This is a genomic window from Prauserella muralis, from assembly GCF_003202285.1.
GTDB classification, from domain to species: domain Bacteria; phylum Actinomycetota; class Actinomycetes; order Mycobacteriales; family Pseudonocardiaceae; genus Prauserella_B; species Prauserella_B muralis.
Window position 1 is genome coordinate 1,157,258 of sequence record NZ_MASW01000001.1, and the last position, 20,841, is coordinate 1,178,098.

Below are 20,841 nucleotides of genomic sequence, written 5' to 3' on the forward strand. Positions count from 1 at the left end.
TTGCACAGGGAGCGCGGGACGCCCCGGCCTGGCTGGCAGCGCATCGTCGAGGAGCAGGGCCTGGTGTTCGGCACCCCCGCGCGCGACAGCGCGGGCCAGGCCCGGCCGTACTGGGACGAGTCCGCGCACTACGTGCTGCCGATGGACGAGGTGCTCTCCGTCGAGGCCGACGTCGAGCTGCTGCACTCCATGTGCCTTGAGGCCGTCGACCACGTCGTCGTCGCCGAGCGCTACGCCGAGTTCGGCCTGCCGGAGTGGGTCTGGCCGCACATCGCCGAGTCGTGGAAGCGGCGCGATCCGCACGTCTACGGCCGGTTCGACCTGCGCTACGACGGCCGCAGCCCGGCCAAGCTGCTGGAATACAACGCCGACACCCCGACCTCGCTGCTGGAGGCCGGGATCATCCAGTGGCACTGGAAGACCGACGTCTTCCCGGACGACGACCAGTGGAACTCGATCCACGAGCGGCTCGTCGAGCGCTGGCGGGAGATCGGTGACCTGCTGCCCTCGGGCGAGCTGCACTTCACGTGGTCGAGCGCCGACGCCTCCGGCGAGGACCACCTGACCACCGCGTACCTTCAGGAGACGGCGGCCGAGGCGGGACTCGACACCGTGGGGCTGGCCATCGAGGAGATCGGCTGGGACCCGCTGCTGAAGCGTTTCGTCGATCTCGAGGAGGCGCCCATGAACACGGTCGTGAAGATGTACCCGTGGGAGTGGGTGGTCGAGGAGGAGTTCGGCCGCTTCGCCGTGGAGTCGCTGCCGCAGACGCTGTGGGTCGAGCCGCTGTGGAAGATGCTGCTGTCCAACAAGGCGATCCTGGCGCTGCTCTGGGAGAACTACCCCGGGCATCCGAACCTGCTTCCGGCGTTCAATGACCAGCCCGGCCTGCTCACCGAGTACGTGCGCAAGCCGAAGCTGGGCCGCGAGGGCGCCAACGTGCAGATCGTCGCCACCGGCTACGAGACGCAGACCGGCGGCGTGTACGGCGCCGAGGGCTACGTCTACCAGGCGTTCGATCCGCTGCCCGAGTTCGACGGCTACCGGCCCGCGCTGGGGGCGTGGCTGGTGGGCGACAACGCCGCCGGGCTCGGGATCCGGGAGACGGCGGGGCTGGTCACCGACGACGGTGCCGCGTTCGTCCCCCACCGCATCCCCGAATCGTGATAAACCACCCGAAACGTCCACGCTGACCTGGGAGATCTCCTGTGCTCGTTGCACTGTCCGACACCTTCGGCACCGACCTCGGGCGCGGCATCGGCGCGATCGCGCTCTACGCGATCGTCGGCCTGCTGCTGATGCTGCTCGGCTTCTACGCGATCGACTTCAGCACGCCGGGCAAGCTGTCCGAGCTGGTGCGCCGCGGGCTGCCGAACGCGGTGATCGTCACCGCGTCGGGAATGCTGTCGATGGCGTTCATCATCGTGGTGGCGATCTGGACGTCCTCGAGCGACCTTGCCGAGGGCCTCATCACCTCGCTCGTGTACGGACTCGTCGGCATCATCGCGCAGGTCGGGGCCGTGCGGCTGCTGGAGTGGGTCACCCGCATCGACGTGCGCTCGACCATCGAGAGCGACCGGTTCGCGCCGGCGAGCTTCGTGGTGGCGGCCGCGCACCTGGCGCTCGGCCTCGTGGTCGCCGTCGCGATCTCGTAGCGATTACGGACCGGCCCGCTCGCGCGCTGTAGCCACTACGGTGGGGGCCGTGCGGCTACTGCGGACACCCGAAGACCGATTCGCCGACCTGCCCGACTTCGACTACCCGGCGTTGTACGCCGACGTGGACCACCCGGTCCATGGCATCGTCCGCGTCGGCTACGTGGAGGCGGGGCCCCCGGACGGGCCACCGGTCCTGCTGCTGCACGGGGAGCCGAGCTGGTCGTTCCTGTACCGGAAGGTGCTGCCGGTGCTGGCCGACGCGGGTCTGCGGGCGATCGCCCCGGACCTCGTCGGGTTCGGCCGCTCGGACAAGCCCGCCGAGATCGCCGACCACAGCTACGCCAAGCACGTCGAGTGGATGCGCGCGTTCGCGTTCGACGCGCTCGACCTGCGCGGAGTGACCCTGGTCGGGCAGGACTGGGGCGGGCTGATCGGCCTGCGGCTGGTGGCCGAGCACCCCGACCGGTTCGCGGGCGTTGTCGCCGCCAACACCGGCCTGCCCACGGGCGATCAGGGCATGCCCGCCGTCTGGTGGGCCTTCCACGACGCGGTGCAGAAGGCGCCCGTGCTCGACGTCGCCCGCTTCGTGCAGTCGGGCTGCAAGACGACCCTGACCGAGGCGGAGCGGGCGGCCTACGACGCGCCGTTTCCCAACGAGATGTACAAGGCGGGCCCGAGGGCGATGCCGAGCCTGGTGCCCACCAGCCCGGAGGACCCGGCGACCGAGGCCAACCGAGCCGCGTGGAACACGCTCACCGGGCTCGACCTTCCGTTCCTGTGCGCCTTCTCCGACAGCGACCCGATCACCGCCGACATGAACCCGATCCTGCAGCGCCGGATGCCGGGCGCCGCGGGCCGCGAGCACCCGACCATCACCGGCGCGGGCCACTTCCTGCAGGAGGACGCGGGGGAGCGGCTGGGCCGCGTGGTCGCCGACTTCGTGCGCGGGCTCTGAGCCGCCGCCGGTCAGTCCGGTTCCTCGGCGAGGCGCTTGATGGTGGCGAGGCGGCGGTCCCAGTCGGCGGCGAGGCCCGCCATCCACCGGGCGGTCGCGTCGAGCGCCTGGGAGCGCAGCGTGTAGCGGACCTCCCGGCCCGCCCGCTCCGAGGACACCAGGCCGGCCTCCTCCAGTACGGCGAGGTGTTTGACGATGGCCTGCCGTGACACCGGCAGGTCACCGGCGAGTGCCGACGCGCTGGCCTGCCCCCGCGCGGACAGCGCGTCGAGCAACGCGCGCCGCGTGGGGTCGGCCAGCGCGGCGAGCACCGCGTCGACACCCGCCTTTGTCATCCCTCGACGGACTTCCTTAGCACGTCCAGCTGGGAGGTCCAGCCACCGGAGTTGTCCTCGAACGCCCTGGAGCGGTGCTCCTCGGGCAGCGAGGCGAAGCCCGTCTCCACGACCTTCAGCCGGGTGCCGTCCGCCTCGTCGGCGAGCGTGAACTCCACCAGCGTGGAGTTGCCCTCGTCGGGCTCCTCCCCGGCGAAGGCGCTGGCCCACCGGTACGCCAGGTAGCGGTGCGGCTCGGACTTCTCGATGGTGATGGGGAACTCGCCCCATTCGCGGCTGCTGGCGACGAAGCGCTCGCCCGCCCGCGGCTCGGTGCCGCGGCGGCCGCCGTCGTCGACCCAGAAGAACTCGACGAGCTTGGCCCACACCCGCTCGGCGGGGGCGTGGACGAGGATGTCGCGCTCGATGCGGTCCAGGTTCATGGTTCCTCCGTACGTATCACCGATCATTACCTGCAACCAAAGAGTTGCACATAACGCCCGACTAGTGCAACCCGACGGTTGCAATTGGGTGGCGACTACCCTCGGCACTGTGATTGACCCCAGGATCCTGCGCGAAGAACCGGACGTCGTGCGCGCCTCGCAGCGTGCGCGTGGTGAGGACGAGGGCGTCGTCGACAAGCTGTTGTCCCTCGACGCCGAGCGCAGGTCCGCCATCGCAGGCGCCGACCGGTTGCGCGCGGAGCAGAAGCAGCTCGGCAAGCGCATCGGCAAGGCCTCCGGCGACGAGCGCGAGGCCCTGCTCGCCGAGGGCAAGGACCTGGCCGCGCGCGTCAAGGCCGCCGAGGCCGAGCAGGCTCGCGCCAGCGACGAGTTCGACGAGCTCTACCGGGTGCTGCCCAACGTGGTCCACCCCGAGGCCCCCGCGGGGGGCGAGGACGACTACGTGGTGCTCAAGCACGTCGGCACCCCGAGGAAGTTCGACTTCACCCCGCGCGACCACCTCGACCTCGGCGAGCGCATCGGCGCGATCGACATGGAGCGCGGCGCCAAGGTGTCGGGCGCGCGGTTCTACTTCCTCACCGGCGTCGGCGCGCAGCTGCAGCTGGCCCTGCTCAACATGGCCGCCGCGCAGGCTGCCGAGAAGGGGTTCCAGCTGATGATCCCGCCCGTGCTGGTGCGGCCGGAGGTCATGTCCGGCACCGGCTTCCTCGGCGCGCACGCCTCGGAGGTGTACCGGCTGCCCGATGACGACCTCTACCTCGTCGGCACGTCGGAGGTGCCGCTGGCCGGCTACCACGCCGACGAGATCCTGGACCTCAGCGCGGGCCCCCGCCGGTACGCGGGCTGGTCGTCGTGCTTCCGCCGCGAGGCGGGCTCCTACGGCAAGGACACCCGCGGCATCATCCGCGTCCACCAGTTCGACAAGGTCGAGATGTTCGTCTTCTGCCGTCCCGAGGAGGCCGAGGCCGAGCACGCGCGGCTGCTCGGCTGGGAGGAGGAGATGCTCGCCAAGATCGAGGTGCCGTACCGGGTCATCGACACCGCGGCGGGCGACCTCGGCACCAGCGCGGCCCGCAAGTTCGACTGCGAGGCGTGGGTGCCCACCCAGCAGGCCTACCGCGAGCTGACGTCGACCTCCAACTGCACCACGTTCCAGGCGCGCAGGCTCAGCGTGCGCTACCGCGACGCCGATGGCCGCCCGCAGACGGCCGCCACGCTCAACGGCACGCTCGCCACGACGCGCTGGATCGTCGCGATCCTGGAGAACCACCAGCTCGAGGACGGTTCGGTGCGGGTGCCCGAGGCGATGCGGCCGTTCCTAGGCGGCCGGGACGTCCTCTCGCCCGTGGGCGAATAGCGCGCCGGGCGCGGCGAGGCCTGCGACCCCGGCCGCACGCAGGGCCGCCCACATCGTCACCTGGTTGGCGGTGAGCACCGGCATGCCCAGGTGCCGTTCCAGCGGAGCGACGAGGTCATAGGTGGGCACGTTGGTGCAGCTGACGAACAGCGCGTCGGCGCCGCTCGGGTCGATCCCGCGGACGGCGCGCAGGACGTCGGCGTAGGACACCTTCCAGATGTCGCCGAGCAGCCCGAGCCCGAAGCTCGCGCACGTCTCGACGCCGAACTCGGCCAGGTAGGCCAGCAGCCGGGCGGTGACGTCGTCCACGTACGGGGTGATGACCGCGAGCCGTCGCACGCCCAGCTCCTCCAGCGCCGCGACCAGCGCACCCGAGGTGGTCACCGCGGCGGGTGCTCCCGCGTCGAGCATGGCAGCGACCAGCGCGGCCTCACCGGCGGCGCCGTCGACGAAGCTGCCCGAGGTGCACGAGTACGCCACCGCCCGTGGCTCCGGCGCCAGCACGTCCCTGGTGGCCCTGCGCACCCCGTGCGGGTTGCCCAGCGCCGACGCGAGCTGCACGGTCACCGGCTCCGGCAGGTACGGCAGCCGCGTCGTGTGCAGGCACACCTGCTCGGGGAGCCACCGCCACAGCTCCCGGTCGAGCGCGAAGTCGAACGGCGCCACCAGCCCCACCCCGATCGGCTCAGGTGGGCCCGGCACGTCGGATTCGGCGAACACGCGGCAACGGTAGGTTTCGCGCGCGCGGACGGGTACGGCTCGCAGGCAGGCTTCACCGGCGGGAAATGCGATGTAACCCGCGCGTCGCATCCGGCTCGCCTAGGCTGGCATCCGTTCATCGGGCGGCAACACACAGGGGGACGAAGGTGCGCGCGAGAAGTCTGGGGGTGCTGGCCGTTCTCGCGTCCGGGGCGGTGCTCGGCGCGTGCACCACCACCGTCGGCGGCACGGCACAGCCGCTGGAGAACCCGCCCACGACGAGCCAGAACCGGGCCGCGGCAGGCGAGCCGTGTGCGTTGCTCACGCCCGAGGAGGCCGCCGCGCTGGGTCTGTCGGAGCGGGGCGAGTTCCGGCCCGGCGAGCCGAGCCGGCTGGTGCCACCGGCCTGCACCTGGACGCGCGCCGACCCCGACTCCGATCTCGACTCGCTGGACGCGGGCTTCGAGACGAGCTTCTCCCTCGCCGAGTACGTCGACGGTGCCGAGCCGGTGAAGACGGCCGAGTTCGGCGGGCTCACCTGGGCCTACTTCGCCGACCCGATCACCGGCGGCTCGGTGTGCACGCTGGCCACCGAGGTGTCCGACACGTCGTTCGTGGCGCTGACCACGAGCAACTTCGACGACGAGTCGAAGGCCTGCGAGGTGGCCGAGCAGGCGGCCCCGTACGTCTCCTCGCACCTGCCGGGGGGCGAACCCGCGCCTGAGCCGACGACGTCCAGCGCACCGCCGCCGAGCCCGCTCGCCTCGGTGGACCCGTGCACGCTGCTCACCCCGCAGCAGGCCGGACAGCTGAGGCTGAGCCGCTCGCCGGAGCCGCTGGACGGGCTGCCGGAGTACGACCAGCCCGGCGGCTGCCAGTGGCAGGACACCGACGGCGACGCGGGCGGCAAGGCGCTCGACCTCTACGCGGGCGACTACCCCGCGGAGGAGTGGCCGCTCACCGACGGGCCGAGCGAGGACGTCAGGGCGGGCGAGCGGACGTGGAAGCTGTTCGACGACCCCGACGACACCGGGGTGACCTGCCAGGCGACGCTGCGCTACAGCGAGAACGCCTCGGTGCTGCTGCGCAGCGGCCACCTGGACGATCCGGCGAAGGCCTGCGCCACCGTGCGGGCCGCGATCCCGATGGTGACCGGCAACCTCCCCTGATCTCGGCGGCACCCAGCCGAAGGTGACCTTGGGTACCCGATGCGTGCCGAAGGTGCCCTTCGGCTCGGCGGCGGCGGTGACTCGCCCCGCTAGGCGACCTGGTCGGCGACGTACCTCGCGATCTCCAGCGCGCTCGTCGCCGCCGGTGACGGGGCGTTGAGCACGTGCACCTGGCCGGGGGCGCTCTCGATGAGGAAGTCGTCCACCAGCGAGCCGTCCGGCAGCATCGCCTGCGCCCGCACCCCGGAACCGTGCCGCACGATGTCGTCGGGTCCCACGGCGGGCACCAGCCGCGCGAGGCTCGCCGCGAACCGGCGCTTCGACAGCGAGCGGCGCACCTCGTCGAGGCCCACCGGGAACGCGAAGCGGCGGGCGAGCCGCCACGCGCCGGGAAAGCGGGCCACCTCGGCGAGGTCGGGGAGCGACACGTCGCGCCAGCGGTAGCCCTCGCGGCGCAGAGCGAGCACGGCGTTGGGGCCCGCGTGCACGCTGCCGTCGAGCATCCGCGTCAGGTGCACCCCGAGGAACGGCAGCGCCGGGTCGGGCACCGGGTAGATCAGCCCGCGCACGAGCTGCCTGCGATCCGGTCGCAGCTCGAAGTACTCGCCGCGGAACGGCACGATGCGCGCCTTCGGGGTGAGCCCCGCCAGGCGGGCCACCCGGTCGGACTGCAGCCCGGCGCAGTTGACGAGTGCGTCGGCTCTGAGCACCTCGGAGCCGGTGGCGACCTCAACGCCGCCGTGCGCGCCGGAGCGGATGCCCAGCGCGGGCGTGCCGAGCCGCAGGTCCGCGCCGCCGTCGGCGAGCAGCCGCACCAGGGCCCGGCACACGCCCGGGAAGTCGATGATGCCGGTGGACTCCACCCGCAGCGCCCGCACACACGCCACCTCGGGCTCGTACTCGCGTGCCTCGGCCGGGCCGATCATGCGCGCGGGCACGCCGTTGGCCTCGGCCCGCTCGGCGAGCACGTTCAGCGCGGGCAGCTCACCCTCGGACGTGGCGACCACCAGCTTGCCGCAGACCTGCACCGGCACGCCGTGCTCGCGGGCGAACGCGACGATGGAGGCGTTGCCCGCCACCGACATGCGCGCCTTGAACGAACCCGGCCGGTAGTAGAGCCCGGCGTGCACGACGTTCGAGTTGTGCCCGGTCTGGTGACGCGCCCAGGCGCTCTCCTTCTCCAGCACCGTCACCGCCGTGCCACGGTTCTGCAGCTCCCTCGCGACGGCGAGCCCGATGATGCCGCCGCCGATGACGATCACTCGACGCACGGCTGCCCACCCTACGCGGCCGTGCCGGACGCAGGCCCGCTCACCGCGCGGCACGTGGGAGGATCGGCCGGCCCTCAACTCCGGCCCCTCGCCGACCGACAGGAGTCTTGTGGACGAGCGCAGCGAGACGATCGCACTGGGACAGCCCACGGTCGGCGACGAGGAGCTGGCGGCCGTGGCCGAGGTCCTGCGCTCCGGCTGGCTCGCTGGGGCCGGGCCCGCCTGCGCGGAGTTCGAGCGCCGCTTCGCCACCGCCGTCGGCACCGGGCACGCACTGGCCACCGCCAACTGCGGCAGCGCGTTGCAGCTCGGGCTCACCGTGCTCGGTGTGCGGCCCGGCGACGAGGTGATCGTCGGCGACTACACCTTTCCCGCGACAGGGCACGCCGTCCTGCACGCCGGAGCCACGCCGGTGTTCGCCGACGTCAGTCCCGACACCTGGTGCGCCGATCCGGCGGCGATCGAGACGCTGGTGGGCCCGCGCACGGTCGGCATCCTCGCCGTGGACGTCGCGGGCCAGCCCGGCGACTTCGACGCCTACCGCGCCATCGCCGACCGGCACGGGCTGTGGCTGTTCGAGGACGCCGCCTGCTCGGCGGGCGCCACCTACCGCGCGCGGCCGGCGGGCAGCCTCGCCGACCTCGCCGCGTTCTCCTTCCACGGCCGCAAGGGCATCACCGCGGGCGAGGGCGGCGCGCTGGTCGGCGACCGCGCCGACCTCATCGAACACGCCCGCAGGCTGCACAGCTACGGCATCGAGCCCGCGATCAGCCGGGAGGGCGCCGAGGGCCTGCCGATCCCGGTGTTCTCCGAGGCCGGGCACAACTTCCGCATGTCGGAGGTGCAGGCGGCGATCATGACCGTCCAGCTCGACCGGCTGCCCGCGTTGCTCGCCGCCCGCCGTGCCGTGGCCAAGCGCTACCACGAGGCGTTCGCAGACCTCGACGGCGTGGAGCCGCCCGCCGAACTGCCCGACCGGGAACACGCCTGGCAGTCCTACCTGCTGACCATCGACCCGGCGCTGGGCCGCGACGCCGTCGCGCTGTACCTGCGGGAACGGGGCGTGCAGTGCACCTTCGGCACGTACGCCTCGCATCTGCAGCCGGTGTACGGTCCACAGCCGAGCCTTCCGGTGTCCGCGCGCGCCTTCGCGAGCCAGGTGGCGATTCCCCTGCACGCCAACCTCACCGAGCAGCAGGTCGACCGGGTGATCGCGACCGTGCGCGACGCCGTGGCCGCGTCAGGACGAACCCAGGAGTGAGATGACCGAGAAGAAGGTGTTGTTCACCGGCGGCGCCGGCTTCATCGCCGCACACACGATCCCGCTGCTGCTGGAGCGCGGCTACCGGATCGTCATCCTCGACAACATGACGCGCGGCGATCGCGACCGCGTCGCCGAGTTCACCGCCACCGGCGCCGTGGAGCTGGTCGAGAAGGACGTGCGCTACGGCGGCGCCGTGCGCGAGGCCATCCGCGGATGCACGCACGCCATCCACTTCGCCACCGTGTCGATCAACAAGTCGGTGGCCGACCCCCACGAGTCCATCGACATCAACATGACCGGCAACCACAACGTGTTCGCCGCCGCCGCCGACGAGGGCGTGCGGCGGCTGGTGTTCGCCTCGTCGGCGTCGGTGTACGGCGAGCCGCGCAGGCTGCCCATGCACGAGGACGACCCGCTGGACCCGCTCACGCCGTACTGCATCGCCAAGCGCGCGGGCGAGGACCTGCTGCGCTTCTACGAGCGCCACAAGGGACTGTCGTGGACGGCCCTGCGGTTCTTCAACGTCTACGGCCCAGGGCAGAAGATCGAGGCGTACTACACCTCGGTCATCAACCACTTCATCCAGCGGCTGCGGGCGGGCCTTCCGCCGGTGATCGACGGCCGGGGCGAGCAGTCGATGGACTTCGTGCACGTCGCCGACCTGGCCAGGGCGGTGGTCGCGGCGCTGGAGGCCGAGCAGGCTTGCGTGCCGGTCAACATCGGCACCGGCATCGACACCTCCGTCGCGACGCTGGCGAAGATCCTCATCGACGCGGTCGGCGTGGACGTCGAGCCGGAGTTCAACCCGCGCGACGTGCTGGTGAGCAGGCGGGCCGCCGACATCACGCGGGCACGGGAACTGCTCGCCTGGGAGCCGGAGATCACCGTCGAGCAGGGCATGCGCGACCTGGTGAGAGCGACGGCCGGATGAGCACACCCGCGTGGGCGCCCAACGACTACAACCCGCACGCCTGGATCAGCGGTGACCCGGAGATCGGTGAGGGCACGTGGATCGGCGCGTTCACGGTCGTCGACGGTTCCGGCGGGCTGCGCATCGGCAGGGGCGTGGACGTCTCGTGCGGGGTGCAGATCTACACGCACAACACGGTGCGGCGCTGCGTCTCCGGGCGCGCGTACCCCGACGTGGACCGTGCGCCGGTGACCATCGGCGACCATGTGTTCCTCGGCGCGAACGCGGTGGTGCTGATGGGGGTGACCATCGGCGAGTCGGCTGTCGTGGGTGCGGGCGCGGTGGTCACCAGGGACGTCGCGCCCCGGACCGTGGTCGCCGGGGTGCCCGCCCGCGAGGTCGGCACCGTCCATTGTGCTGGCGGTGACGTGCGAATCGAGTACCACGCATGAGGATCGCGGTCGTCAACAACTTCTACCCGCCGCGCGTAGGGGGGAGCGCGCACCTGTCCGAGGCGCTGGCCAGGGGCTACGCGGCAGCGGGCCACGAGGTCCTGGTCCTGACCGCCGAGCATCCGGACGCGCCCCCCGAGGAGTATGCCGGCGGCCTGCGGGTGGTGCGGCTGCCCGCATTCCGGCTGCCGCGGACCCGTTTGGCCGTGAACTTCGACATCGCGTTCACGCTGCGCCCCTCGCTGCCGCGCAGGGTGCGTGACCTGCTCGACGGGTTCGGACCGGACGTCGTGCACCAGCACGGGCAGTTCTTCGACCTGACGTGGGTCAGCGGCCTGTGGGCGCGCAACCGAGGCGTACCCACGCTGCTGAGTGTCCACACACGACTGGAAAGTCCGCGCAGGCTGTACCAGCGGGCGTTCTCCGCGCTGGATGCCGGTCTGGTGGCGCCGATCCTGCGCCGCTACCGGCCTGCCTACGTGGTGATGGACGTGCAGATGCACGACTACATCGAGGCCCGCTACCGCACCGGCACCGAGCGGATGGTGCCGATCCCGGTGGGCGTGGACCCGGAGTGGGTGCGCGGCGGCGACGCGGCCGTTGTGCGGGAGCGGCACGGGCTCGGCGCGGCTCCGGTGATCCTGTCCACCGGCCACGTCATCCCGCTGCGCGACCGGCTGGCCCTGGTGGAGGCGCTGCCGCGCGTGCTGGAGCGGCTGCCGGATGCGCGGCTCGTGGTGGTGGGCGGCGTCTACTACGACGCGTTCCTGCGCAGGGCGGCCGAGCTGGGCGTCGAGCACGCGATCGTCACCACCGGCGCGGTGCCGAAGCGCGACATCCCGCACTACCTGGCCGCAGCGGCCGTCGAATGCCACGAACTGCAGGGCTACGGCTTCGGCACGGCCAGCCTGGAGAGCATGGCCGCCGAGGTGCCGGTGGTGGCGGCCGTGCGGGCGGACAACTTCCCCGGCGTCGAGCTGACCGACAGGGGCAACGTGCACCTGGTTCCGCTCGGCGATCCGGCCGCGCTCGCCGACCGGCTGGTCGAGGTCATCACCGATCCGGGCTCGTCCAGGGAGGTCGCCAGAGCGGGCGCGGAGCTGGTGGACAAGAGCTTCTCGATGGAGACCGTGCTGACCCAGCACCTGGACACGCTGACCACGCTGTGCGAGGGCGCGTGACACCCGTGCGGTGCCATCTGTGGAAGACTGAAGTGGATGCCGGTTGGTGGGAAGGAGGCAGCAGTGAGCGTCGAGACCTGGCCGCACCATCTGCTGAGCCTGGAGGACTGGGAGGCCCTTCCCGAGGACACGCGGTATCGGTTCGAAGCGATAGAAGGGGTTCTTATCGTGGCGCCACGGCCTGTGTCGCTGCATCAGCGTGCGGTCACCCGGCTGGGCTACCTCCTCGATGAGCAACTCCCCACGGAACTCAGCGCTCTTGCCGAGGTGGAAGTCCTCGTGGCCGAACACCCGCTGACGATCCGGGTGCCGGATGTCATTGTGGCCGCAGCGGCCCTCGTGGACGGCAACGCGGCCCGGTTTCAGGCGGCGGACCTCACCCTTGCCGTCGAGATCCTCTCGGAGGGCTCACGGCGCACGGACACGGTGACCAAGTTCTCCGAGTACGCCGAGGTGGGCATCGAGCACTACTGGATCGTGGACCTCGACGACCCGGTGAGCATGACCACCTACCGGCTCATCGACGGCCACTACGAGAACTTCGGCGAGTTCTCCGGGCAGGCGACGCTCGATCTCGCGGGCAGCCCGATCACCCTCGACCTCGCCGCGCTCACGAGCAGCCGGGCACGGCGGCACTGAGCGCCGCCGCCACCGCCTCGTGCGCGGGCAGGATCGACGCCCGCTCGGCATCGGCGTCCGCCTCGCCGTCCAGCAGTGCCACGAACCGGTCCAGCTGCGTGGCCAGCGGTTCGGCGGCGGTCACCAGTTCCGGGATCTCCACGATGGTCTGCTGCCGGTAGCCTCGCCCCTCGGGCGTCGCCGCGTCGTGCGAGACGTGCCGGTGGATCGTGACGTCCCTGCGCAGCAGGTCGATCTCCACCATCCGGTCCAGTTCGGACACCACGAGCGAGCGCACCTTCCGCTGGCCCAGCCGGGACGCCGACACGGTGGCGAGCCCGCGCGGGAAGGTCAGCACCGCGTCGACCGTGTCCTCGGCGCCGTCGGCCGACGACGGGTGGAAATGCCCGGCGGCGGCCGTCGTGCGGGTAGGCGGGTGCCCGCCGAAGAACCGGATCGCCAGGTCGACGTCGTGCACCAGCAGGTCCCACGCCACGCCGGTGCGGATGCGCGGCGCGTACGGCCCGTGCCGCCGGGCCACGATGTGCACGGGGGCGTCGACGAGCGCAGTGGCCGTGAGCACGGCCGGGTTGTAGCGTTCCAGCAGCCCGCACATCAGCGGAATGCCCTTGTGCCGGGCGAGTTCCACGATCTCGCGGCAGGCGGCGACGTTGTCCGACAGCGGCTTCTCCACCAGCACCGGCTTGCCCGCGTCCAGCGCCGCGACCGCCTGCTTGTGGTGGAACTCGGTCGGTGAGGCGATCACCACGGCGTCCACATCGGACAGGGTGCCCATGCCGGGTGTCCACTCCGAGCCGTGCAGGCCGGCGATGGCACGGCCCGCCTGTTCGCTCGGGTCGACGACGCGGGTGAGTGCCGTGCGTTCGTGCCGGCTGAGCACCCTTGCGTGCAGCGCGCCCATCGCCCCCGCGCCGACCAGGGCGACGCGAACAGTGCTTCGTCTCACGCTCCGAGCTCCTCCCGCACCGTGGCGACGATCGTGTCCACCTGCGCGTCGCTGAGCGACGGGTGCACGGGCAGCGAGAGCACCTGCTCGGCCATCCGCGCCGCCACCGGGAAGTCCTCGACCGAGGCATCCGGCACCTGCGGGTGTCCGCGGTAGCAGTCGTGGTCGAACACCAGCCTCGGGTAGTACACGCCCGTGCCGATGCCACGGGCGGCCAGCGCCGTGGCCAGTTCGTCGCGGGACAGCATCGCGTGCGGTCCGATGAGCACCGTGTACTGGTGCCACACGTGCTCCCTGCCCGGCAGCACCGCCGGCAGGTCCAGCCCCGGCGTGCCCGCGAGCCCCTCCGAAAGGCGCCGGGCGTTGCGCCGCCGCGCCTCGGTGAGCTCGGAGAGCCGCCGCAACTGCGGGATGCCGACGGCGGCGTGCAGCTCGCTCATCCGGTAGTTGTGCCCGGGAACCTCGTACCGGTAGCGCGCCCGCATGCCCTGGTTGCGCAGCAGCCGTACCCGGCCGGCCAGCGCGTCGTCGTCGGTGGTGACGACCCCGCCCTCGGCCGTGGTGACGTTCTTCGTGGCGTACAGCGAGAAACAGCCGACGCCGTGCGAACCCGCCGGCCTGCCGTCGAACGTCGCGCCCACCGCCTGCGCGGCGTCCTCCACCAGGTGCGCGCCGGACTCGGCGGCCAGTGCCGTGAGCTTGCCGAGGTCGGCGGGCTGACCGTAGAGGTGCACCGGCAGCAGCACCTTCGTGCGCGGGCCGAGCGCGGCGGCCACGGCGTCGGCGTCCAGCGCGAAGTCCGCCCGCGTGATGTCGGCGAACCGCGCGGTCGCGCCGGCCTCGAGGATCGCGTTGAGTGTCGCCGCGAACGTGAACGGCGAGGTCACCACCTCGTCCCCCGGCCGCAGGTCCAGCGCCTCGAGCGTCGCGACGAGCGCCGCCGTCCCGCTGCTCACCGCCACCGCGTGCCGGGTGCCCGCCACGTCCGCGAACGCGTGCTCGAACCGCTCGACCATGGGGCCCTGAGCCAGACCACCCGATCGGATGACTTCGGCCACGAGTGGTTCCGCGTCGCGGACATCTACCACAGTCAGCGGGATCATGCGGTGGTACTTCCTTCTTCCGGGGGGACCGGGCGGATCGGCTACAGTGAGCGCCCGGTCATGAAACCAGCTCGTCACTGGCGCGCCAACGAATGGATTCCCGTGGCTAACCGGATTCACCCGACCGCGCTCATCGGCGACGGTGTCGAACTCGGTGACGGTAACGTCATCGGCCCGTACACGGTGATCGTCGGCCCTACCCGGATCGGTGACGGCAACTGGATCGGTCCCCACGTCACGATCGGCACTCCCGCCGAGGACCGGAACGGCCCGCATCCCGTGGCGTGGGACGACGGCACCGCCGGTGACCCCGCCCTCGACGGCCACGGCGTCCGCATCGGCGACGGCAACCGCATCCGCGAGTACGTGAGCATCCATCAGGGCACGCGCCGGGAGACCACCGTCGGCGACGGCGGCTACCTGCTGCGCGGCAGCCACGTCGGGCACGACGTCGTGCTCGGCGACGCGGTCACCCTCGCCTGCGACGTGCTGCTCGGCGGGCACACCCACGTGTGGGCGCACGCCAACGTCGGCATGGGCGCCGTGGTGCACCAGAACTGCCGGATCGGACCGGGCGCGATGATCGGCATGGGCGCGGCCGTACGCCGCGACGTCGGCGCCTTCCTCACCTGCGTCGGCAACCCCGCGCGGGTCACCGGCGTCAACGAGGTCGGGCTCGCCAGGCAGGGGCTGGACGGGCAGGCCGTCGCCGCGCTGACGCCGTGGCTGACCGGCAAGGGAGAACTCCCGGCGCGGGGCGTACCCGAAAGCCTCTCTACCGTGTTGAAGGCATGGCACGAGCGTGAGCAACGGACCGGATAGGGGCGACATGGCGGACATCGCTGGCAGGCTGCGCGAGGTCTTCGTGACGACGCTGGAGCTCGACGAGGGCACCGACGTCGAGAATCTCGCCTACCGCGAGATCGAGGCGTGGGACTCGGTCGGGCACATGACGCTGGTCGCCGCCATCGAGGACGAGTTCGACGTGCAGCTCGACACCGACCAGGTGATCGACCTGAGCAGCTTCCGCGTCGCCGTTGACCTGCTCAGGAGCCTGCTGAGCGAGGACGTTCCGGTCCATGACTGACCTGGCGGGCAGGGTCGCACTGGTCACGGGAGGCACCCGGGGCATCGGGCTGGCCACCGCGCGGGCCCTCGCCGACGCCGGCGCCACCGTGGTGCTCACCGGGCGCGACGAGACCCGCGCCAAGGAGGCGGCCGCCTCGATCGGCGGCGCGGTCACCGGCAGGGCACTGGAGGTCGGCGACGCCTCCGCCGTCTCGGCGCTGGTCCGCGCCGTCGCCAAGGAGCACGGCCGCCTCGACATCGCCGTCGCCAACGCCGGAGTGCTCGAGGACGCGCTGGTCGGCATGATCCGTGAGGACCTCGTGGACCGCATGCTCGGCACCAACGTCGCCGGAACCATCCACACCGTGCAGGCGGCGGCGCGGGCCATGATGCGCAGGAAGGCCGGATCGATCGTGGTGCTCGCCTCGATCGTCGGCGAGCGCGGCAGCGCGGGTCAGACCGCCTACGCGGCGTCGAAGGCGGCCGTGGCCAACGTGGCCCGCTCCACCGCCAAGGAACTCGGCCGCTACGGCATCCGCGTCAACGCCGTCGCGCCCGGGGTCATCGAGACCGACATGACCGCCCACCTCGGTGAGCGGGTGCTCGCCGACCGCGTCGAGCACACGCCTCTCGGCAGGCTCGGCACCGCCGACGAGGTCGCCAGGGTCATCCGGTTCCTCGCCGGTGACGAGGCGTCGTTCGTCACGGGACAGGTGCTCGGCGTGGACGGAGGGCTGGTGCTGTGAGCTCGCTGATCGGTGACGGGGCGCGCCTCGTCGACGCCCCCACCGGCCAGGTGCTGGAGGGGGACGAGCTGGTCGCCGAGGTGCTGCGCGCAGGCGAGCGGCTGGCCGCACTGCCGCCCGGGGTGCTGTTCGCGCGCATCGGCGCCGACCTGGACGGGGTACTGACCTACCTCGGCGCCTTCGAGGCAGGCCGGGCCGTGGCCCTGCTGGACCCCGGCCTCGACGCCGACCTGCTCACCGGGTTCGTGCGCCGGTTCCGGCCCGCCGCCGTACTCGGTGCTCCCGGCGCCCCGGCACCGGACGGCTACACGGCGCGCGACGGGCACTGGCTGCGCACCACCTCCGACGGGATCGAGCCGCACCCCGACCTCGCGGTCCTGCTCGCCACCAGCGGCTCGACCGGCGACCCCCGGCTCGTGCGGCTGTCCCGGCGGGCCGTGCTGTCCAACGCCGGGGCCATCGCCGACGCGCTCGGCATCCACCGTGGCGACCTCGCGCCCACGAGCCTGCCCCTGCACTACAGCTTCGGGCTGTCGGTGCTCAACTCCCACCTCGTACGCGGCGCCGGGGTGCTGGTGGAGCCGTCCGGGCTGCTGGAACGCGGGTTCTGGGACGCGGTCAGCCGCCACGGCGCCACGTCGCTGGCCGGGGTGCCCTACCACTACGAGATGCTGCACCGGCTCCGGTTCGACCCTCGCCGCTACCCGAGCCTGCGCACGCTGACGCAGGCGGGCGGCAAGCTGCGCACGGAGCTCGTGGCCGAGTTCCACGACACGATGAACGCCGTCGGCGGGCGGATGTTCGTCATGTACGGGCAGACGGAGGCGGCGCCGCGCATGGCGACCCTGCCCGCGGAACGGCTGCCCGAGAAGCTCGGCTCGGCGGGCACGGCGCTGCCCGGTGGCGCGCTGTCCGTCCGCCGCGACGACGGCGCGGAGACCACGCATCCCAAGATCGTCGGCGAGATCGTCTACCGCGGCCCGAACGTGATGATGGGCTACGCCGAGACCGCCGCGCAGCTCGCCCACGGCGACGAGATGGGCGGCGTGCTGGGCACCGGCGACCTCGGCTACCTCGACGAGGAAGGTTTCCTGTTCGTCACGGGCAGGCTCAAACGCATCGGCAAGGTGTTCGGCAACCGGGTGAACCTCGACGACCTGGAACACGCGGCCCGCGCCACCGCCGAGGGCATCGAGGTGGTGGCGGCCGTCCCCGCGGGCGACAAGGTGGTGCTGTTCGCCGAGGGAGCGGGCGCCGAGAAGTGCAAGGCCGTGTCCCGCGCGCTCGCCGACCGGCTGCACCTGCACTCCAGCGGCTTCGACGTGCGGCCCATCGACACCGTCCCGCTGCTGGCCAGTGGCAAGATCGACTACCGCGTGCTGGAGCGCGGGCTGTGACCGGCACGCTCACCCACGCCGAGCGCGAGGCGCGGTTGCTGCCCGCGCTGGTGGAGCTCACCGCGCACCACCGCGCGCACTGCGCCGCCTACGACCGCATCCTGACCGCGCTGGGCACGCCCGACACCTTCGGCCGCATCGCGGACCTGCCCTGGCTGCCGGTGCGGCTGTTCAAGGAGCGCGAGCTCGCCAGCGTCGGCGCCGACGAGGTGTTCAAGGTGCTCACGTCCTCGGGCACCACCGGGGGAGCGCCGTCGCGGATCGTGCTCGACCGGGCGGCCGCCGCCGAGCAGCCCCGGCGGCTGGCGGAGGCGCTGCGGCCCGTGCTGGGCTCCCGGCGGCTGCCGATGCTGGTGGTGGACACGCCCTCGGTGATCGGGAACCGGCGTTCGTTCTCCGCGCGCGGGGCCGGGGTGCTCGGCATGGCGGCGTTCGGCCGCGACCATGTCTACGCGCTGGACGAACACGAGCGGCCGGACGCGGAGGCGGTCACGCGGTTCCTGCGCAGGCACGGCCACACGCCGTTTCTGGTCTTCGGGTTCACGTTCCTCGTGTGGCAGTACCTGTACCCGCTGGCGCGCGAGCACTCCCTCGACCTGTCGCAGGGCATCCTCGTGCACTCGGGCGGCTGGAAGAAGCTCGCCGACCTCGCCGTCGACAACGCGGAGTTCCGCCGCCGCCTCGCCGCCGACACCGGGCTGAGGCGCGTGCACAACTACTACGGCATGGTCGAGCAGATCGGCACCGTGTTCGTGGAGGGCCCCTCCGGCGGCGCGCTGTACTGCCCCGACTTCGCCGACGTCGTGATCCGCGACCCGGTGACGTGGGCCGAGCAGCCGCTCGGCGAGCCCGGCGTGATCGAGGTGGTGAGCACGCTGCCCCGCTCGTATCCGGGACACGTGCTGCTCACCGAGGACCTCGGCGTGTGCCACGGCATCGACGACGGCGACTGGCCCGGCAAGCGATTCTCCGTGCTCGGCAGGCTGCCGAAGGCCGAGGTGCGCGGCTGCTCCGACACCTACGCGGGTGCGGCGGCATGACCGGCCTGGTGCAGCGGTTTCCCGTCGCCGAGCCGGTGCGGCCGGAGGCGCTGGCCGCGCGGCTCGGTGAGGGCGAGCCGCTGCGGGTGGGCGACGAGCGCGTCGTGGCGTTTCTCGCCGCGTTCGCGCGCAGGCTGCTCGCGCCCGGCGTTGCCCGCCGCCATCCGGAACTGGCGTCGCTCGGGTTCTTCCTGCGCAAGCGGGAGCTGGCCTCGGCGCTGGAGCGGCTCGGTGAAGGGCTGCGCTTCCCGCGTGGGCTGGTCTTCCACGTGCCACCGGCCAACGTGGACACCGTGTTCGTGTACTCGTGGGCGCTGTCCGCGCTGGCGGGCAACCGCAACGTGGTGCGGGTGTCGCCGCGCGGCGGCGCGGCGACCACCGAGGTGCTGGCCGCGCTGAACGCCGCGTTGTCCGATGTCGACGCCGAGACGGCGCGCGTGATCGGCGCGACCCAGCGGATGGTGACCTACGACCGGGACGACGCCGCCGGCGCCGCGCTGTCGGCCGCCTGCGACCTGCGGGTGCTGTGGGGCGGCGACGCGACGATCGACGCACTGCGCCGCCACCCGCTGGCCCCGCATGCCCGCGACCTGACGTTTCCCGACCGCTCGTCGTTCGCCGTGGCGTCCGTGCGCGGCTGGCGGCAGGCCACCGCCGCGGAGCGGGAACGGGCCGCCCGTGGCTGCTACAGCGACGCCTACTGGTTCGGCCAAGCCGCCTGCTCGTCACCGCGGGCGCTGTTCTGGGTCGGCGGCGAGGCGGAGGCCGCCGAGGCCGCCGATGAGTTCCGCGCGCTGCTCGCCGCCGTGCTCGCCGCCGAGGGCCACGTCGGGGAGCCGGAGATGGCCGTTCGCAAGCGCGCGGGCGTGTACGCCGCGGCGGCCGACGGCACGGCCACCCGCATCGGCTTCGCCGGGGCGGGGGACGGGCTCGCGACCCTGGAGCTGGCCGAACCCGGTGCCTGGCCGAGGGACTGGCTCGGCGCGGGCACGTTCGCCTGCGCCGCCGTGCCCAGCCTCGCCGACCTCGTGCCGGTGGTCGCGCGCAGGGACCAGACCGTCACCTACTTCGGGTTCGGCCGCGACGAGCTGGCCGACTTCGCCACCCGGCTCGGTGGCCGGGGCGTGGACCGCATGGTGCCGTTCGGCTCGGCGCTGGCGTTCTCGGCGGTGTGGGACGGCTACGACCTGCTCGCCGAGTTCACCAGGCTGGTGACGATCCGATGAGCGCCACCACGACGGCGGAGGTTCCCGCGGCGAGAACCACCCGGGCCCGGGCGTTGGCCGTCGCCCGCTGGGTGGCGATCGTCGTCGTGCTCGGCTTCGCCGCGCGGCAGGTGGCCGTGCACTGGCCCGAGTTCTGGGGCACGATCACGGCCATCGCGTGGCAGTCGTCGGCGCTGAGCCTGGTGGCGCTGGTGGCGGCCATCGCCGTGACCACCTACGGCTGGCAGGTGCTCGTCGACCGGCTCGGCCCACCGGTCGGCTACCTGCGGGGTGCCCAGATCTGTCTCGTCGGCCAGCTCGGCAAGTACGTGCCCGGCTCGGTGTGGGCCTACCTGCTGCAGATGGAGCTCGGCAGGCGCGCCGGGCTCGCGCGGGCCCGCGTGTTCACCGGCTCGCTGGTGCAGCTCGGCATCGGGCTGGTGGCCGCGCTGGCCCTGTCGGTGCTCGCCGTGCCGGAGGGCGGGTTCGGCACGTGGTGGCCGCTGGCGCTGCTGCCGCTCGGCGTGGCCGCCCTGCATCCGCGGGTGCTGAGCTGGGGCACGTCACTGGTGCTGCGCCTGCTGCGCAGGCCGCCGCTGGAGCGCCCGCTCGGCTGGACCACGATCGGCAGGGTGTTCGGCGCCGCGCTCGGCGCGTGGACCCTGCAGGGCGTGCACCTGTGGCTGCTGGTCAACGCCGTGGGAGCCCCCGGCGTGGACGGGCTCGTGCTGTGCATCGGTGCCATGGCGGTGGCGATGACGGCGGGCACGTTCGCCTTCCTGCTGCCCAGCGGTGCCGGGGTGCGCGAGCTGGTCCTGGTGGCCCTGCTGGCGGCAGGCGGCATCCCGACGGGCCAGGCGCTGGCCTTCGCCCTGGCCTCGCGCGTGATGTTCACCGTCGCCGACCTGCTGACGGCAGGCGGAGCCGCCGCCCTGTCCCGCGCGCGCCACTGACCGCGAGTCCTGCACTCACGCCCGCGAGTCCTGCGTTCGGGCCCGCGAGT

General features: G+C 72.5%; 23 protein-coding genes. 17 read left to right on the forward strand and 6 right to left on the reverse strand.

Annotated features, from left to right (window positions below; translation table 11 throughout):
* Genes BAY60_RS06485 through BAY60_RS06495 form a run of 3 tightly spaced genes read left to right on the forward strand, consistent with a single transcriptional unit; the run spans window position 1 to window position 2,613 of the window.
* On the forward strand, window positions 1-1,167 hold the full coding sequence (locus BAY60_RS06485) for a glutathionylspermidine synthase family protein (protein ID WP_112279862.1): 1,167 nt from the start codon (window positions 1-3) through the stop codon (window positions 1,165-1,167).
* Window positions 1,168-1,208: 41 nt separating this feature from the next.
* Window positions 1,209-1,655, forward strand: coding sequence for a DUF350 domain-containing protein (locus tag BAY60_RS06490; RefSeq protein WP_112279863.1), 447 nt, complete (start codon window positions 1,209-1,211; stop codon window positions 1,653-1,655).
* Window positions 1,656-1,704: 49 nt separating this feature from the next.
* Window positions 1,705-2,613, forward strand: coding sequence for a haloalkane dehalogenase (locus BAY60_RS06495; RefSeq protein WP_112279864.1), 909 nt, complete (start codon window positions 1,705-1,707; stop codon window positions 2,611-2,613).
* Window positions 2,614-2,624: 11 nt separating this feature from the next.
* Here the strand turns inward: BAY60_RS06495 and BAY60_RS06500 are convergent, their stop codons facing one another.
* A complete protein-coding gene (locus BAY60_RS06500) occupies window positions 2,625-2,948 on the reverse strand; it encodes an ArsR/SmtB family transcription factor (RefSeq protein ID WP_112279865.1) in 324 nt (107 codons plus the stop codon).
* Window positions 2,945-3,370: an SRPBCC family protein gene (locus BAY60_RS06505; RefSeq protein ID WP_112279866.1), complete on the reverse strand. Its 426-nt coding sequence runs from the start codon at window positions 3,368-3,370 to the stop codon at window positions 2,945-2,947. Before BAY60_RS06505 ends, BAY60_RS06500 begins: the two co-directional genes overlap by 4 nt.
* A gap of 109 nt (window positions 3,371-3,479) precedes the next feature.
* Between BAY60_RS06505 and serS the strand changes: the two genes are divergently transcribed.
* Window positions 3,480-4,748: a serine--tRNA ligase gene (gene serS, locus BAY60_RS06510; protein ID WP_112279867.1), complete on the forward strand. Its 1,269-nt coding sequence runs from the start codon at window positions 3,480-3,482 to the stop codon at window positions 4,746-4,748.
* Here the strand turns inward: serS and BAY60_RS06515 are convergent.
* Window positions 4,710-5,468, reverse strand: coding sequence for a maleate cis-trans isomerase family protein (locus BAY60_RS06515; RefSeq protein WP_112279868.1), 759 nt, complete (start codon window positions 5,466-5,468; stop codon window positions 4,710-4,712). The two genes, serS and BAY60_RS06515, sit on opposite strands and share 39 nt — an antisense overlap.
* A 146-nt stretch (window positions 5,469-5,614) precedes the next feature.
* Here BAY60_RS06515 and BAY60_RS06520 point away from each other — a divergent pair, with 146 nt between their 5' ends.
* On the forward strand, window positions 5,615-6,616 hold the full coding sequence (locus tag BAY60_RS06520; RefSeq protein ID WP_170160316.1) for a DUF3558 family protein: 1,002 nt from the start codon (window positions 5,615-5,617) through the stop codon (window positions 6,614-6,616).
* A gap of 89 nt (window positions 6,617-6,705) precedes the next feature.
* Here BAY60_RS06520 and lhgO read toward each other — a convergent pair whose 3' ends face one another.
* Entirely contained in the window at window positions 6,706-7,887 is a 1,182-nt protein-coding gene (gene lhgO / locus BAY60_RS06525; protein ID WP_112279870.1) for an L-2-hydroxyglutarate oxidase, read from the reverse strand.
* A 109-nt stretch (window positions 7,888-7,996) separates the two neighbouring features.
* On the opposite strand from lhgO, the gene BAY60_RS06530 reads away from it, so the two are divergent.
* The 5 genes from BAY60_RS06530 (at window position 7,997) to BAY60_RS06550 (ending at window position 12,333) form a co-directional block, all read left to right on the forward strand.
* On the forward strand, window positions 7,997-9,148 hold the full coding sequence (locus BAY60_RS06530; protein WP_245992351.1) for a DegT/DnrJ/EryC1/StrS family aminotransferase: 1,152 nt from the start codon (window positions 7,997-7,999) through the stop codon (window positions 9,146-9,148).
* A gap of 1 nt (window position 9,149) precedes the next feature.
* Window positions 9,150-10,082: an NAD-dependent epimerase/dehydratase family protein gene (locus BAY60_RS06535; RefSeq protein WP_112279871.1), complete on the forward strand. Its 933-nt coding sequence runs from the start codon at window positions 9,150-9,152 to the stop codon at window positions 10,080-10,082.
* On the forward strand, window positions 10,079-10,513 hold the full coding sequence (locus BAY60_RS38575; RefSeq protein ID WP_112279872.1) for an acyltransferase: 435 nt from the start codon (window positions 10,079-10,081) through the stop codon (window positions 10,511-10,513). Before BAY60_RS06535 ends, BAY60_RS38575 begins: the two co-directional genes overlap by 4 nt.
* Window positions 10,510-11,694 carry a glycosyltransferase family 4 protein gene (locus BAY60_RS06545; RefSeq protein ID WP_112279873.1) on the forward strand — a complete coding sequence of 395 codons (1,185 nt, stop codon included), beginning with the start codon at window positions 10,510-10,512 and terminating at the stop codon, window positions 11,692-11,694. The genes BAY60_RS38575 and BAY60_RS06545 overlap by 4 nt, the downstream gene beginning before the upstream one ends.
* Window positions 11,695-11,757: 63 nt before the next feature.
* Window positions 11,758-12,333: a Uma2 family endonuclease gene (locus tag BAY60_RS06550; protein ID WP_245992352.1), complete on the forward strand. Its 576-nt coding sequence runs from the start codon at window positions 11,758-11,760 to the stop codon at window positions 12,331-12,333.
* On the opposite strand, the gene BAY60_RS06555 is transcribed toward BAY60_RS06550, so the two are convergent.
* Together BAY60_RS06555 and BAY60_RS06560 are read right to left on the reverse strand one after the other, a co-directional pair.
* Window positions 12,305-13,279, reverse strand: a complete 975-nt coding sequence (locus BAY60_RS06555; RefSeq protein ID WP_281272708.1) for a Gfo/Idh/MocA family protein — start codon at window positions 13,277-13,279, stop codon at window positions 12,305-12,307. The genes BAY60_RS06550 and BAY60_RS06555 overlap by 29 nt on opposite strands.
* Window positions 13,276-14,382, reverse strand: coding sequence for a DegT/DnrJ/EryC1/StrS family aminotransferase (locus tag BAY60_RS06560; protein WP_112279876.1), 1,107 nt, complete (start codon window positions 14,380-14,382; stop codon window positions 13,276-13,278). The genes BAY60_RS06555 and BAY60_RS06560 overlap by 4 nt, the downstream gene beginning before the upstream one ends.
* Window positions 14,383-14,484: 102 nt before the next feature.
* Between BAY60_RS06560 and BAY60_RS06565 the strand changes: the two genes are divergently transcribed.
* From BAY60_RS06565 to BAY60_RS06595, 7 genes are read left to right on the forward strand one after another with little or no spacing between them, the layout of a single operon-like run.
* Entirely contained in the window at window positions 14,485-15,204 is a 720-nt protein-coding gene (locus BAY60_RS06565; protein WP_112279877.1) for an LbetaH domain-containing protein, read from the forward strand.
* Window positions 15,205-15,211: 7 nt separating this feature from the next.
* The gene (locus tag BAY60_RS06570; protein WP_112279878.1) at window positions 15,212-15,469 is read left to right on the forward strand and encodes an acyl carrier protein; all 258 of its coding nucleotides are present in this window, start codon (window positions 15,212-15,214) and stop codon (window positions 15,467-15,469) included.
* Window positions 15,462-16,196 (forward strand): SDR family NAD(P)-dependent oxidoreductase, encoded by a 735-nt coding sequence (locus BAY60_RS06575; protein WP_112279879.1) that lies wholly within the window; start codon window positions 15,462-15,464, stop codon window positions 16,194-16,196. Before BAY60_RS06570 ends, BAY60_RS06575 begins: the two co-directional genes overlap by 8 nt.
* Window positions 16,193-17,593, forward strand: a complete 1,401-nt coding sequence (locus BAY60_RS06580; protein WP_211330190.1) for an AMP-binding protein — start codon at window positions 16,193-16,195, stop codon at window positions 17,591-17,593. The genes BAY60_RS06575 and BAY60_RS06580 overlap by 4 nt, the downstream gene beginning before the upstream one ends.
* Entirely contained in the window at window positions 17,590-18,633 is a 1,044-nt protein-coding gene (locus BAY60_RS06585) for a LuxE/PaaK family acyltransferase (RefSeq protein WP_112279880.1), read from the forward strand. The genes BAY60_RS06580 and BAY60_RS06585 overlap by 4 nt, the downstream gene beginning before the upstream one ends.
* The gene (locus BAY60_RS06590) at window positions 18,630-19,859 is read left to right on the forward strand and encodes an acyl-CoA reductase (protein ID WP_112279881.1); all 1,230 of its coding nucleotides are present in this window, start codon (window positions 18,630-18,632) and stop codon (window positions 19,857-19,859) included. Before BAY60_RS06585 ends, BAY60_RS06590 begins: the two co-directional genes overlap by 4 nt.
* Window positions 19,856-20,791, forward strand: a complete 936-nt coding sequence (locus BAY60_RS06595) for a lysylphosphatidylglycerol synthase transmembrane domain-containing protein (protein ID WP_112279882.1) — start codon at window positions 19,856-19,858, stop codon at window positions 20,789-20,791. The genes BAY60_RS06590 and BAY60_RS06595 overlap by 4 nt, the downstream gene beginning before the upstream one ends.
* Window positions 20,792-20,841 lie beyond the last annotated feature (50 nt).